At 60.3% G+C, this 12357-nt stretch carries 15 protein-coding genes and 1 pseudogene; 7 read left to right on the top strand and 9 right to left on the bottom strand.

The window, feature by feature from the left end; all coding sequences use genetic code 11:
- Positions 1-10: 10 nt before the first annotated feature.
- Positions 11-829 carry a M48 family metallopeptidase gene (locus tag DYL59_RS00850; protein WP_135287451.1) on the bottom strand — a complete coding sequence of 273 codons (819 nt, stop codon included), beginning with the start codon at positions 827-829 and terminating at the stop codon, positions 11-13.
- A 168-nt stretch (positions 830-997) separates the two neighbouring features.
- Between DYL59_RS00850 and DYL59_RS31955 the strand changes: the two are divergent.
- Both DYL59_RS31955 and DYL59_RS31950 read left to right on the top strand, forming a co-directional pair.
- Positions 998-2332: pseudogene (locus tag DYL59_RS31955) on the top strand (methyl-accepting chemotaxis protein); the annotation flags it as partial.
- Between the two features lie 15 nt (positions 2333-2347).
- A complete protein-coding gene (locus tag DYL59_RS31950; protein ID WP_420359257.1) occupies positions 2348-3190 on the top strand; it encodes a methyl-accepting chemotaxis protein in 843 nt (280 codons plus the stop codon).
- Positions 3191-3323: 133 nt separating this feature from the next.
- Here the strand turns inward: DYL59_RS31950 and DYL59_RS00840 are convergent, their stop codons facing one another.
- Genes DYL59_RS00840 through DYL59_RS00830 form a run of 3 tightly spaced genes read right to left on the bottom strand, consistent with a single transcriptional unit; the run spans position 3324 to position 4436 of the window.
- Positions 3324-3944 carry an SOS response-associated peptidase gene (locus DYL59_RS00840; protein WP_135287449.1) on the bottom strand — a complete coding sequence of 207 codons (621 nt, stop codon included), beginning with the start codon at positions 3942-3944 and terminating at the stop codon, positions 3324-3326.
- A gap of 37 nt (positions 3945-3981) precedes the next feature.
- Positions 3982-4242 carry a putative signal transducing protein gene (locus DYL59_RS00835; protein WP_034095939.1) on the bottom strand — a complete coding sequence of 87 codons (261 nt, stop codon included), beginning with the start codon at positions 4240-4242 and terminating at the stop codon, positions 3982-3984.
- Positions 4243-4253: 11 nt separating this feature from the next.
- Positions 4254-4436 (bottom strand): CPXCG motif-containing cysteine-rich protein, encoded by a 183-nt coding sequence (locus DYL59_RS00830; RefSeq protein WP_135287448.1) that lies wholly within the window; start codon positions 4434-4436, stop codon positions 4254-4256.
- A gap of 132 nt (positions 4437-4568) precedes the next feature.
- Here DYL59_RS00830 and DYL59_RS00825 point away from each other — a divergent pair, with 132 nt between their 5' ends.
- Positions 4569-5732: a 1-acyl-sn-glycerol-3-phosphate acyltransferase gene (locus tag DYL59_RS00825; protein ID WP_193557523.1), complete on the top strand. Its 1164-nt coding sequence runs from the start codon at positions 4569-4571 to the stop codon at positions 5730-5732.
- 138 nt (positions 5733-5870) lie between these two features.
- Here the strand turns inward: DYL59_RS00825 and DYL59_RS00820 are convergent, their stop codons facing one another.
- The gene (locus DYL59_RS00820) at positions 5871-6128 is read right to left on the bottom strand and encodes a hypothetical protein (RefSeq protein WP_135287446.1); all 258 of its coding nucleotides are present in this window, start codon (positions 6126-6128) and stop codon (positions 5871-5873) included.
- 183 nt (positions 6129-6311) lie between these two features.
- Here DYL59_RS00820 and DYL59_RS00815 point away from each other — a divergent pair, with 183 nt between their 5' ends.
- Positions 6312-6521 (top strand): hypothetical protein, encoded by a 210-nt coding sequence (locus DYL59_RS00815; RefSeq protein ID WP_135287445.1) that lies wholly within the window; start codon positions 6312-6314, stop codon positions 6519-6521.
- 56 nt (positions 6522-6577) lie between these two features.
- Here the strand turns inward: DYL59_RS00815 and DYL59_RS00810 are convergent, their stop codons facing one another.
- A complete protein-coding gene (locus DYL59_RS00810) occupies positions 6578-7162 on the bottom strand; it encodes a YajG family lipoprotein (protein WP_122487557.1) in 585 nt (194 codons plus the stop codon).
- A 195-nt stretch (positions 7163-7357) separates the two neighbouring features.
- Here DYL59_RS00810 and DYL59_RS00805 point away from each other — a divergent pair, with 195 nt between their 5' ends.
- On the top strand, positions 7358-7591 hold the full coding sequence (locus DYL59_RS00805) for a hypothetical protein (RefSeq protein WP_135287444.1): 234 nt from the start codon (positions 7358-7360) through the stop codon (positions 7589-7591).
- Between the two features lie 725 nt (positions 7592-8316).
- On the top strand, positions 8317-9855 hold the full coding sequence (mqo, locus tag DYL59_RS00800) for a malate dehydrogenase (quinone) (RefSeq protein ID WP_135287443.1): 1539 nt from the start codon (positions 8317-8319) through the stop codon (positions 9853-9855).
- A gap of 101 nt (positions 9856-9956) precedes the next feature.
- Here the strand turns inward: mqo and DYL59_RS00795 are convergent, their stop codons facing one another.
- From DYL59_RS00795 to DYL59_RS00785, 3 genes are all read right to left on the bottom strand, one after another.
- Positions 9957-10244 (bottom strand): PA4642 family protein, encoded by a 288-nt coding sequence (locus DYL59_RS00795; protein WP_135287442.1) that lies wholly within the window; start codon positions 10242-10244, stop codon positions 9957-9959.
- Positions 10245-10450: 206 nt separating this feature from the next.
- Entirely contained in the window at positions 10451-10930 is a 480-nt protein-coding gene (locus DYL59_RS00790) for a hypothetical protein (RefSeq protein ID WP_135287441.1), read from the bottom strand.
- A 64-nt stretch (positions 10931-10994) separates the two neighbouring features.
- Entirely contained in the window at positions 10995-11552 is a 558-nt protein-coding gene (locus DYL59_RS00785; protein WP_135287440.1) for a hypoxanthine-guanine phosphoribosyltransferase, read from the bottom strand.
- Between the two features lie 164 nt (positions 11553-11716).
- Here DYL59_RS00785 and upp point away from each other — a divergent pair, with 164 nt between their 5' ends.
- Positions 11717-12355, top strand: a complete 639-nt coding sequence (gene upp, locus DYL59_RS00780; protein ID WP_135287439.1) for a uracil phosphoribosyltransferase — start codon at positions 11717-11719, stop codon at positions 12353-12355.
- The last annotated feature ends 2 nt before the right edge of the window (positions 12356-12357 follow it).

The raw sequence follows: 12357 nt of genomic DNA, 5'->3' as shown, positions 1-12357 counted from the left end.
ACCTACAGAATCAGGACTTCTTGGCCTGCTGGTACAACGGCATCACCTTTGGAATTGCCGCCTGCAACGACGCGATCCGGCTATCGGAGGCCGGGTGAGTGCTCATGAACTCCGGCGGTGCACCTTCCGATGCCTTGGCCATCTTGTTCCACAGCGTGATCGCCGCGTTCGGGTTGTAGCCCGCACGGGCCGACAGTTCCAGGCCGATCAGGTCCGCTTCGTTTTCATTGCTGCGGCTGTTGGGCAAGGTCATGCCGTAGTTGGCCACGGTATCGGCCAATGCCAGGCTGTCCTGGCCCAGGCCGAACAACGCACCAGCGCCCTGCTTCGCCATCTCAATGCCATAGGCCTTGGACATGGCTTCGCGGCCATGCTCACGCAAGGCATGCGCAATTTCATGGCCCATCACCGCTGCCAGTTCGTCATCGGTGAGCTTGAGGTTGTCGATCAACGCGCTGTACACGAAGATCTTGCCGCCAGGCCCGCAGTTGGCGTTCATCTCGTCGCTCTTGATCAGGTTCACTTCCCACTTCCATTGCGCCGCGTCGGGGCGGAAGGTGGGTGCCTGGGCGATCAAGCGATTGGCAATGGCCTGCACACGCTTGGCGTTGGCGCTGGTCTTGTCCAACTGGCCCTTGCTGCTGGCCTCACCCAGGGTCTGCTGATAGGACTGGGCGTACATCTGGTCGACTTCCTGGCTCGACAGCATGCTGAACATGTACTGCTTGCGCTCAACCCCAACGGCACCGCCGCTGGTGGTGTTGACCGACTGACATCCGACCAGAAGCAACGCTGCTGCCAATCCACTTACCGCCAATGATTTCTTCATAAACACTCTCCCTGAAAACATGGCGCGTATCGTAGGCGCTCATTTGTATCGACGCCAGATACACCGGACGTGTAACCGTTGAATTTCAGATACATCTCACAAAGGCCCCATTGCGCCTGGGATTACTCCCGATGCGACAAAACCCGCTATTACAGGGAACAGGCGCTCATGCCTGTCACAAAGATGGCCGATACGCACCAGCAGCCAAACTCCCTAGCGCCTGGAGCGTTCATGAAATTCAAGTCGATTCAGTTTTCTGTCGCGGCACTCGCCGGGGCCATCGTCCTCAGTGTCGTTGCGGCGCTGGTGCTCTATGCCCTGTTTGCCGGTGACCGCACCCAGCGCATGGTGCAAGAGCGCACCCAGGTGCAAGTCGAGCAGGTGATCGAGCAACGCCTCACCGCCCTGGCGCAAACCCAAGCCACCCGAATCCAGCGTGAACTGGAAGCACCATTGCTGGCCGCCAAAGCCGTGGCCACCACTAACGCCCTGCTGGCGATGAAAGACGCCAAGGGCCAGCCAGCGTTGCAGGTCAGCCGCGATCAGATGATCAACCTGCTGCGCGAAACCATGGTGCGCAACCCCAAGTTTCTCGGCGCCTATATCGGCTGGGAACCCAATGCCATTGATCACGACGACGCGTCCTACACCAACAACCCGCCAACAGGCACGCGCGCTGACGGCCGCTACCTGCCCTGGTGGTACCGCAATGCCGATGGCAGCCTGGGCCTGGACAAGCTCGGTTTCGTCGACAACCAGACCATCCTGCCCACCGGCGTACGCGCCAGTGAGTACTACCTGTGCCCCAAGGAGAGTAAAAAGTCCTGCGCCATCGACCCGGCCCCTTACAAAATCGGCGGCAGCATGGTGCTACTGGCCCAGTTCGTCGAACCGATCATGGTCGACGGCAGTTTCCAGGGCATCGTCGGGGTCGACCTGGCGGTGAACTTCATCCAGGACATGCTCACCACCGCCAACCAGCAGCTCTACGGCGGCGCCGGTGAGCTGGCGCTGGTTTCAACCAACGGAGGCCTGGTGGCCTACACCAGAGACCCCGCCAAGCTCGGCGAAAAAGCCAATACCGTGTTCGACGCCATCGACCTGGGCCAACTCAAGGCAGGCGAAGTGCGTTATGCCATCGACCCCCAGCAAGGGCGCATCAGGCTGTTGCTGCCGTTCAACATCGGTGAGGCCGACGCGCGCTGGACCCTTATACTGCAACTGCCCCTGAGCGTGGTGATGGCCGACCTGCACAGCCTGCAAAACGACCTGCAAGCTCAGCGCAACGCGGACATTGTCGGCATGTCCCTGGTCGGCCTGCTGATAGCCGGCATCGGCCTGTTGGTGATCTGGCTGGTAGGCCACGGCATCGCCCGCCCGCTTAAGCAAATGGTGGCCATGCTCAATGACATCGCCCAGGGTGAAGGTGACCTGACACGGCGCCTGACCAGTGATCGCGCCGACGAACTGGGCGCTATCGCCAGCGGCTTCAACACCTTCCTGATCAAGTTGCAGGGCATGATCACCCAGGTGGTGAGCTCGGTGCAGAAGGTCAGCGACTCGTCGGAGCACACCGCTGATATCGCCACGCGCACCAACCGGGGCGTGCACAAACAGATGGTGGAGATCGACCAGGTCGCCACCGCTGTGCATGAGATGACGGCCACTGCGCAAGACGTGGCCCGTAACGCCACGCAGGCCGCCCAAGCCGCCAGCCATGCCGACCAGGCGGCGAGCCAGGGCATGCGCATTGTGCGCGACACCTCCAGCTCAATCGGCGCGCTGGCCGTAGAAATCGGCAAGGCCGTGGGGGTGGTGCAAACCCTGGCCAAGGACAGCGAGAACATCAACGCCATCCTGATCGCCATTCGCGGCATCGCCGAGCAAACCAATCTACTTGCCCTCAATGCGGCCATCGAAGCGGCCCGGGCAGGCGAGCAAGGCCGTGGTTTTGCCGTGGTGGCGGACGAGGTGCGCAACCTGGCGCAAAAGACCCAGAAGGCCACCGAAGAAATCCAGACCATGATCCAGCAACTGCAACAAGGCACGCGGGATGTGGTGCGGGTGATGGAAGACAGCCAGAACCGCACCGACGAAAGTGTGCACCACGCGGCTAAGGCAGCAGAAGCACTGGAGACCATCACCCAGGCGGTGTCGGTGATCAACGACATGAACACCCAGATCGCCAGCGCAGCCGAGGAGCAAAGCGCGGTGGCCGAGGACATCAACCGCAATGTGATCAATATCGGCCAGGTGGCCAATGAAGTGGCGGGCGGTGCGGATGAATCCAGTGCGGCCAGTGCGGATTTGACCCAACTGGCGGAGCAGCAGCGGCGGTTGGTCAATCAGTTCAAGGTTTAGGATTGGGGGTGGCTTTAAGGCCGCCTTCGCGAGCAAGCCCGCTCCCACAGTTGATCGAGTTCCAACAGAAGAACGCGGTCAAAAGGTGGGAGCGGGCTTGCTCGCGAAGAGGCTGGAACAGGCAATAAACAACTCAAGCCGGTGTCAGACACTCCGGCCCATTGAGCTTCGGATCATTGACCATATTGGCCAACACCCGCTCGCGCAACGCGACGGGCTCACTGGCCAGCAGGCCCTGCAACACGTGTATCGGCGTGTCAGGATCCAACCAGGCCGCCTGCCCCGCCGCATCCAGAATCAACGGCCTGCGCTGGCTCTGCGCAGCCTGGGTGACCACCGCCGTGCTCAGCCACACCTGTTCCTGCACCGGGTACGCCTCCCAGATCGCCGCAAAAAACAACGTGGAACCCTCCCCCGGCGTCAGCCAGTACGGGCGTTTGCGTTGGGTGCCGCGCCACTCATAGAACCCATTGGCCGGCAGCAGGCAGCGCCGCTGGCGGAAGGCTTCGCGGAACATCGGCTGTTCGGCCAGGGTTTCGGCACGGGCATGGGCGGGGGTGCGGGACAGATCGGTCAGCCACGGCGGCGTCAGGCCCCAGCGGGCGCGGGCCAGGGTGCGCTGGCCGTCGGTGGCGCGCTGGATCAGCACCGAATCATTCGGGGAGATGTTCCACTGGGCCTGCTGGTCGGCCGGAAAGCCCGGCAAGGCAGCAAACGTGGGGTTCCAGCGAAACAGGGCATAACGTCCACACATGGGGCAACACGACTCTTGGGGTAAACCGACCGACAGCCTAACAGACCAGCACGTCGGGGAAGCTGTCGGGTTCATCGCCGGGCAAGGGCTGCGCGCCGATATAGGCGGTGATCAGCTCGCGGGCATCCAAGGCGCGGTCATTGTCGACCTCAAGGCCCAACAGGCCAAAGATAGGCAGCTCGCCGGTGCCACCGAGCAAATGGCGCCCCACCAGGTGCGCCTCGATACCCTCGCTGGCGAGCATTTGCTGCAGCAGCTCGCCTTCCATCAGGTTTTCAGGTTCGTAGATTCGCTGCATGGGTGTACCTGTCAGTCGTTTTCACTGCGGGTTTCAAGCATCCACTCTTCACCATGGACCTGTAGATCGAAAACGATCGGGCGGCAACAGACCTGGCAGTCTTCTATATAGGTTTGGTCACCACCGGACAAATCCACCGTTGTCTCAACCTCTTCACCACAATAAGGACAATCGTACGTCGCGGTTTCCAGCATCGCAGCCTCCAAGGTGACTTGTGCGTATAATCGCCGGTCTATTTACAGGGCTATTTCCGGCCGAGCCCATTACTCGGGCCGCACCCTGATGTTTCCTTTACTTACCCTAGCCGTTTCTAACAAGAGAGCATGATGGGCCAATTCGATACCATCCGACCTTACAACGACAGCGAAGTCCCGGCAGTGCTGGACCGGCTGTTCAGTGACAAGGCCTTTCTGGACATCCTGACCCACTTCCGCTTCCCGCGCTTCGCTGGCGCCCTGGGCTGGCTGCTCAAGCCGATGATCGCCCGCAAGCTACGCCGTGAATTTGCCGGCGTCACCACCGTGGCCACGCTGCAGGACAAAGTCGAGTATTACGTCGACCACACCATCGACCGCGCGACCGACGGCGTGACCTACACCGGCGTCGAGCAACTCAAGTCCGGCACCGCCTACCTGTTTCTGGCCAACCACCGCGACATCGTGATGGACCCGGCCTTCGTCAACTACGCCGTGTACCACGCCGGCCTGCCGACGCCGCGCATCGCCATCGGCGACAACCTGCTGCAAAAGCCGTTTGTCAGCGACCTGATGCGCCTGAACAAGAGCTTTATCGTGCACCGCTCGATCACCGGGCGAAAGGAGAAGATGGCAGCGTTCAACCTGCTGTCGGCCTACATCAACCATTCGATCCGCAACGACTGCGAATCGATCTGGATCGCCCAGGCCGAAGGCCGCGCCAAGGATGGGGATGACCGCACCGAATCGGCGATCCTCAAGATGTTCCACGTCAGCCGCAAGGACGAGCCGTTCGCCGAAGTGATCCAGTCGCTGAACCTGACGCCGGTGTCCATCAGCTACGAGTACGACCCGTGCGACACCGCCAAGGCCCGCGAGCTGTACATCCGCGCCACCACCGGCACCTACAGCAAAGCGCCGGGCGAGGATGACGTAAGCATCGCCCTGGGCATTACCGGCTACAAGGGTCGGGTGCACATCAACTTCGCGCCACCGATCACCGAGCGTTTCGAAGACACCAAGCTGCTGGCCGTGGAAATGGACCGCCAGATTCTGGGCGGTTATCGGTTGTTCCCGGTGCACTACCTGGCGTATGCCCAGTGGAGCGATGCCGACCCGCAGTTGCAGGTGCCCAAGGCGGCCGAGGTGTTCCCGGCCGATGAACTGGCCAAGGCGAAGGCGGAGTGGGAGCGGCGCTTGAATGAGTGCCCGGCCGAGCACCGACCGTTTTTGGTGGTGCAGTATGCGACGCCGGTGCGTAACCAGTATCGCGTCAAGGCTGGCATCCCGCTGTAAACACTGAAGCAAAAAATGTGGGAGCGGGCTTGTGTGGGAGCGGTCTTGCTCGCGAAGGCGGTATGTCAGACACAGAGATGTTGGCTGGCCCACCGCATTCGCGAGCAAGCCCGCTCCCACATTTGTTTTGTGGTGTGCTTAGAAGTGAGTGCTGATCCAGGAGGTCAGCAGTGCCAGACCCAGGCAGGCAAACCCAATCCGGTAAGCCAAACGATGCGCCCGCTCGGTGCGCACATCCAGAAACAGCATCGGCTGGTCAATGGGGCGGTTTTCGCTTTGCGCGGTCAGTTCGGCCATCGCCCGCTGTTCGCGCAGGCGTGTGATGAACAGCAACGCCGCGCCCGGAAAAGCCACGGCCAACGCAACAACATTGATCAATAGTGCATGCAGCGCCATCAAAAACCTCGGTAAAACAGTGCCTGGGTATCAGTTCAGATACAAACCTGAACGAGAGTGGCCTCCAGCGCCGCAAACGCTCCCTCCCCCATGAACGATCAATGTATCCAGTAATTTACGGCGTCACCTGAACGTCACCTTAACAAGCCACTCTGTTGCCCTTCGAACGCTCAGGAGCTTGTCATGCTGCACGCGCACAACCAGGATCGGCTGTATCTGATAGCCCAAAGCGATGAGCAGGAGGCGCTGGTCGGTGGCCTGGCATTCAACGTCCAGGACCGCCACTGGCTGGTGTATTGCGCCCTGGGTGGGCACCAGCATGCAGACCTGCCGGAGGCCGATCTGATGACCGGGGTGAGCATGCTGGACTTCTGTATCGACAGCGCCGCGTAAAACTGGAGGCGAAAAAAAACCGGGCCCATAGCTGGGCCCGGTTTTTTAAGGATCGGTTATTGCGAGCTGAGCAACGAGCCGATGCTTGGGTCTTTGAACAGGCGGGTCAAGGCGTCGCTCAACACGTCGCTGACCAGCTTGGTGTTGGTTTCCTGGTTTGGCGACATGCCGAAGCGCTGATTGAGCGATGCCCCGTAGCGGCCGCTGTAGCGACGAGTACCGGCGGTCACGTCGGACTTGAAGGTCGCGCCGATGGACGCTTCGGTCACATACAGGCCGTCTTTAGGCGACTGGTACTTCAATTCAGCCAGGGTGATGGTCAACTGCGGCGCACCAGGGGAGTTGGCCGGGGTGAAGCCCAGCAAGCGCACGGCAGCTTCGGCCTGGGCTTGCAGCTTGGGCAGTACGTCTTGCGCGTTCACCGACACCAGCGCGGTCTCCGGGTACAGGCCACCACGGGAACCCAGGGTCGGCGACGGACGACCGTCAACCACACGCACCGATACCGGCTGGCCATGACCTACCGGCGCCAACTGGGTGGTGAGTTTTGGTTCCGGGCTCAGTTGTTGCGGGCTGTTGGCGCAGCCAACCAGGGTCAAGCTGGTCACAGTGATCAAACCGAACAACAGGCGTTGCAACATGCGCTTCTCTCCAGGATTCAGGTACCGACAGGCCGGCAGTATAGCGGGGCGCCATTGCCGGGAACCAGCGTCACTTACAAGCTAGGACCTGCGGGGGCCACAGGGGTTCGATGTCACCCAGATGTCACAACGAGTACATCGGCACGTCATCCCGCCAAGGCATGCTTGGCCTCAATCTGAAGGAGGTTGATTGCCATGCATTTTCTCTGGTCACTGTTTACCCGCAAGCCCGCACTGCGCCACTACGCCCTGCTGGACGCTCAAGGCCGCTGCCAGGCGTTCAAGGAGTGCAGCGAGCCTCCCATGGGTGCTGGCTGGGTGGAAATCGTAGAAGCCCGCCTGAGCTGGATGCACCGTCCCCTGCCGGCCCATGCCCGTGTCAGCCCACGCCCCGTGCGGTCGCCCCGCCACCAGCCGTTGGCCGCCTGACCGAACACCTAATAAAAGTCATAAAACACGCCCATTTCCTTGGCGTTCTTCGCTACAATCTCCCCCCGATTATAAGGACGTCTCCTGATCGGGCCCCGCAGCATCGTTAATGCCTCGGTATTAACCCCCCAAACGCCCACAGAGAGCCGCCCACACAGATCGAGTGAAGCTGGCGCGCTTGCTGTTTCCTTTGCAAACCACCCGCCTTTGCCGAATCTGCCAGAGCTGCCATTGCGCTCGGCCACTTGAGTTGTTTGCCCGTTTTGCCGCGTGTCGGCAAGGTATCCGGGCCAGGTGCCAGGCTGGGGCAGCCCTTTTTTGAGGTTCACGTCTTCAAAAGAGCGTGAAAAAAACGGGTTTTCACAACTTCACAAGAGTGTGGCGAGCAAATGAATAGTTTGGCGTTTGTACAAGCACCACCAGCGTCTTTAACAGCCCCACCACACAGGACCGAGCACGCCTTAAAAACCGGAGCTTGAGCCTGTCCGCTACGGATTGGTTGCACGAATCGCACGCTTTGACCATAAGTCGAATTGCCACAGGCGCCTATGAATGCGTTCATAGGCAGATTAGCCCGGCAGGAAGCGTGTGCTGAAGTTGCAAAGAATTGCGAAACGGACATGGCGATCCTGGCCATGGGTAACCTGGGGCAATACGTGAACCGCCCCGTCACTCCTGGCAGCCATGCCGTCAATTTGGTGCTGCAGATTTTGGAGACGCGTTAAATGGCGCATAACGAAGCAGTCGACGTAGTACTGGTAGGGGCCGGCATCATGAGTGCCACCCTGGCCGTGCTGCTTAAAGAGCTCGACCCCGGCCTCAAGCTGGAAGTCGTTGAGCTGATGGATTCGGGTGCCGCGGAAAGTTCCAACCCGTGGAACAACGCCGGTACCGGCCACGCCGGGCTGTGTGAGCTGAACTACACGCCCCAGGCCGCCGATGGCTCCATCGACATCAAGAAAGCCGTGCACATCAACACCCAGTTCGAGGTGTCGAAGCAGTTTTGGGCATACCTGACCAAAAAAGGCACCTTTGGCTCGTCCAAGTCCTTTATCAGCCCGGTACCGCACCTGAGCTTCGTGCAGGGCGAAAAAGGCGTGTCCTACCTCAAGAAGCGCTTTGAAACCCTGAGCCAGCACCACGCGTTTTCGGATATGCACTACACCGAAGACCGCAACCAGATGGCCGAGTGGATGCCGCTGATGATGCCGGGCCGCCCGCTCGACGAAAAAATCGCCGCCACTCGCGTGCTCAACGGTACCGACGTCAACTTCGGCGCCCTGACCAACCAGCTGCTGGGTCACCTGACCAGCTCGCCGGATGCCCTGGTCAAGTACAGCAAGCGCGTCACCGGCCTCAAGCGCAACGGCGACGGCTGGACCGTGAGCATCAAGGACGTCAACAGCGGCAACAGCCGTGAAGTGGATGCCAAGTTCGTCTTCCTCGGCGCTGGTGGCGCGGCCTTGCCGCTGCTGCAAGCCTCGGGCATCGAAGAAAGCAAAGGCTTCGGCGGCTTCCCGGTCAGCGGCCAGTGGCTGCGTTGCGACAACCCGGAAGTGGTCAAACACCACCAGGCCAAGGTCTACAGCCAGGCCGCCGTGGGCTCGCCACCGATGTCCGTGCCACACCTGGACACCCGCGTCGTGGATGGCAAGAAATCCCTGCTGTTCGGGCCGTACGCCGGTTTTACCACCAAGTTCCTCAAGCACGGTTCGTTCCTCGACCTGCCCATGTCGATCCGCGCCGGCAACATCGGCCCGATGCTGGCCGTGGCCCGTGACAACATGGACCTCACCAAGTACCTGGTCAGCGAAGTTCGCCAGTCCATGGAGCAGCGTCTTGAGTCCCTGCGTCGCTTCTACCCGGAGGCCAAAGCCGAAGACTGGCGCCTGGAAGTGGCCGGCCAACGGGTGCAGATCATCAAGAAAGACCCGAAGAAAGGCGGCGTGCTGCAATTTGGCACCGAGCTGGTCGCGGCCAAGGACGGCTCGCTGGCGGCGCTGCTGGGCGCGTCCCCGGGTGCCTCGGTGACGGTTTCGATCATGCTGGAACTGATCGAGAAGTGCTTCCCGCAGAAAGCCGCCGGTGAGTGGGCTGCCAAGCTGCACGAGATTTTCCCGGCACGGGAAAAGGTTCTGGAAACCGATGCCGAGCTATATCGCAAGATCAATACGCAAAACAACATCAGCCTGGAGCTGGTTGAGCCTGTAGGAGCGAGCTCGCTCGCGAAAAACGTCAACGATAACGCCGCGCATATGGAATAACGCGGCGCTCTCAGGTTCTTCGCGAGCAAGCTCGTTCCTACAGAAAAGCAAAAACGCCCCGCCCTCTGCATGAGGACGGGGCGTTTTTTTGTGCTGGATAATCAGCCGCGAGCGTTTTCGATCAGTTGGACGTACTCGTCCGCGTTGCGCTGGTCCTTGATCAGGTCGACGAAGGTCTGGCCATGCTCGTCCTTGCCGTCAAGGTCCAGGCCCGCTTCCTTGAAAAAGCCCAGGAAACGCTCGAAGTCATCGATACGCAGGCCACGGTAGGCCTTGATCAGTTTGTGCAGGGACGGGGAAGTCGCGTCAACCGGCTCGAAGTCCAGGAACAACTTGATCTGGTCGTCGCCGATCTCGTCACCAATCACCTGTTTCTTATCTTTACGCATTACCGACTCCAGCCTGCAGACATTTACACGGGGGTTGAAGTCTACCTGCGAGACGCCGCCTTCGAAAGCGCTGGAGGACCAATGTGGCAGCGGGCTTGCTCGCGAAAGCGGTGGGTCAGTCAACGATACTGGGGCTGACACACTGCTATCGGGAGCAAGTCGAATCGTCGCACCGCCCCTCCCACATTGGATCTTCGGTGGTCTGGCTATTTGGTACGCACGGCACCGGTATGCAGATCCGCCCAGATATGGCCGTTGGCATAGCTGAGGAACTGCACATACAGCGTGTCATTGCGCAACAGATCGACGATCACGCGATATTGGGCTACCGGGTAAGACAAGGTCAGGGTTTTGCTCTTGTCGTCATACACCGGCTTTTTCAGGCTTTTGCTCTCGGCGTCGAAGTTGAGCACCACCTGATTGATCGTCGCGCCTTTATTCAGGGACTTGCCCTTGAGGCGGATCATCAACGGCGATGTCATCGGAATAGGCTGCTGATTGGATTGACGCTGGTTACCCACCACCACCGCGTACTCGGTGACTTGTAGCAGTTGTTGCTGCTCCGGGGTTTCGGCGCGCAGGGTCAGGTCATCTGGGGGCAGAAATTGGCTGTGCAGGGGGGCTGCAGCCAGGGGCAAACTGAGGGTCAGCGCCAGGACGGCGCAAGTGCGGATCAACAAGCTCATGACAGGCTCCAGACGCAAGGCCAAGCACTCTAGCATGCCGACCCTGCGCCTGGATCCTGGGCGTTTACATGCCTTTGACGGCGTAAATCCCATTGGCATTGCGCCAGTAGCCTTTGTAGTCCATGCCGTAGCCGAAGATATAGCGGTCCACACATGGCAGGCCGACGAAATCGGCTTTCAGCTCAGGACGGGCCTTGCGGTCGTGGTCTTTGTCGATCAACACGGCGGTGTGCACTTTGCGCGCGCCGGCGTGTTTGCAGAAATCGATGATGGCGCCCAGGGTGTGACCTTCATCGAGGATGTCGTCGATGATCAGCACGTCGCGGTCGATGAACGAGACTTCCGGCTTGGCTTTCCAGAACAGGTCGCCGCCGCTGGTTTCGTTGCGATAACGGGTGGCGTGCAGGTAGGACGCTTCCAGCGGGAATTGCAGGTGCGTCAGCAATTTGCCGGCGAAGATCAGGCCGCCGTTCATCACACAGAAAACCACCGGGTTGGTGTCGGCCATTTCGCGGGTGATGTGTGCGCCGACCTTGGCGATCGCTTCTTCGACTTGCGCTTCGGTGTACAGGCAGTCAGCCTCGCGCATGATTTGACGGATATGCTCGAGATCAGCGGACATGGCGCTCTCCAAGGGGGTGCTGTGGCAAGAAAAGCGGGCGAAGGTACGCTTCTCGTGCGCTCCGAGCAAGCCTTTATGGACTAACGTGCTAGATGTCTATAGGACAACACCCTCGGATAGATTAATCTAGGCCGGTTTTTTTGCCCGCCGCCGGAGCCTTTCCCATGCCCACTCGCGAGATCCGCCACCCGCTGATCCGACACAAACTCGGCCTTATGCGCCGTGCCGACATCAGCACCAAGAATTTCCGTGAGCTTGCTCAGGAAGTCGGAGCGCTGCTCACTTACGAAGCCACCAAGGATTTGCCCCTGGAGAACTACGAGATCCCCGGTTGGGCCGGTCCCGTACAAGTGGAAAAAATCGCCGGTAAGAAAATCACTGTCGTGCCGATTCTGCGCGCCGGTATCGGCATGCTTGAAGGCGTACTCAGCCTGATCCCAGGCGCCAAGGTCAGCGCCGTGGGCGTTGCCCGCAACGAAGAAACCTTGCAGGCCCACACCTACCTGGAAAAACTCGTCCCGGAAATCGACGAACGCCTGGCGATGATCATCGACCCGATGCTGGCCACCGGCAGCTCGATGGTTGCCACTATCGACCTGCTGAAAAAAGCCGGCTGCAAAGACATCCGCGCCATGGTGCTGGTGGCTGCGCCAGAAGGCATCGCCGCTGTCGAGAAAGCCCACCCGGACGTGCAGATCTACACGGCGTCCATCGATGAGCGCCTGAACGAACACGGCTACATCATCCCAGGCCTGGGCGATGCCGGTGACAAGATCTTCGGCACCAAGCAGAAGGACGCTTGAGC

The organism is Pseudomonas kairouanensis (genome assembly GCF_004682055.1).
GTDB lineage: Bacteria > Pseudomonadota > Gammaproteobacteria > Pseudomonadales > Pseudomonadaceae > Aquipseudomonas > Aquipseudomonas kairouanensis.
This window is presented reverse-complemented; position numbering and strand designations above follow the sequence as displayed.

What these genes read in the sequence shown, in the direction of transcription:
- DYL59_RS00850 (WP_135287451.1), bottom strand. Translation starts at nt 829, where the DNA reads ATGAAGAAATCATTGGCGGTAAGTGGATTGGCAGCAGCGTTGCTTCTG.
- DYL59_RS31950 (WP_420359257.1), top strand. Translation starts at nt 2,348, where the DNA reads ATGATCACCCAGGTGGTGAGCTCGGTGCAGAAGGTCAGCGACTCGTCG.
- DYL59_RS00840 (WP_135287449.1), bottom strand. Translation starts at nt 3,944, where the DNA reads ATGTGTGGACGTTATGCCCTGTTTCGCTGGAACCCCACGTTTGCTGCC.
- DYL59_RS00835 (WP_034095939.1), bottom strand. Translation starts at nt 4,242, where the DNA reads ATGCAGCGAATCTACGAACCTGAAAACCTGATGGAAGGCGAGCTGCTG.
- DYL59_RS00830 (WP_135287448.1), bottom strand. Translation starts at nt 4,436, where the DNA reads ATGCTGGAAACCGCGACGTACGATTGTCCTTATTGTGGTGAAGAGGTT.
- DYL59_RS00825 (WP_193557523.1), top strand. Translation starts at nt 4,569, where the DNA reads ATGGGCCAATTCGATACCATCCGACCTTACAACGACAGCGAAGTCCCG.
- DYL59_RS00820 (WP_135287446.1), bottom strand. Translation starts at nt 6,128, where the DNA reads ATGGCGCTGCATGCACTATTGATCAATGTTGTTGCGTTGGCCGTGGCT.
- DYL59_RS00815 (WP_135287445.1), top strand. Translation starts at nt 6,312, where the DNA reads ATGCTGCACGCGCACAACCAGGATCGGCTGTATCTGATAGCCCAAAGC.
- DYL59_RS00810 (WP_122487557.1), bottom strand. Translation starts at nt 7,162, where the DNA reads ATGTTGCAACGCCTGTTGTTCGGTTTGATCACTGTGACCAGCTTGACC.
- DYL59_RS00805 (WP_135287444.1), top strand. Translation starts at nt 7,358, where the DNA reads ATGCATTTTCTCTGGTCACTGTTTACCCGCAAGCCCGCACTGCGCCAC.
- mqo (WP_135287443.1), top strand. Translation starts at nt 8,317, where the DNA reads ATGGCGCATAACGAAGCAGTCGACGTAGTACTGGTAGGGGCCGGCATC.
- DYL59_RS00795 (WP_135287442.1), bottom strand. Translation starts at nt 10,244, where the DNA reads ATGCGTAAAGATAAGAAACAGGTGATTGGTGACGAGATCGGCGACGAC.
- DYL59_RS00790 (WP_135287441.1), bottom strand. Translation starts at nt 10,930, where the DNA reads ATGAGCTTGTTGATCCGCACTTGCGCCGTCCTGGCGCTGACCCTCAGT.
- DYL59_RS00785 (WP_135287440.1), bottom strand. Translation starts at nt 11,552, where the DNA reads ATGTCCGCTGATCTCGAGCATATCCGTCAAATCATGCGCGAGGCTGAC.
- upp (WP_135287439.1), top strand. Translation starts at nt 11,717, where the DNA reads ATGCCCACTCGCGAGATCCGCCACCCGCTGATCCGACACAAACTCGGC.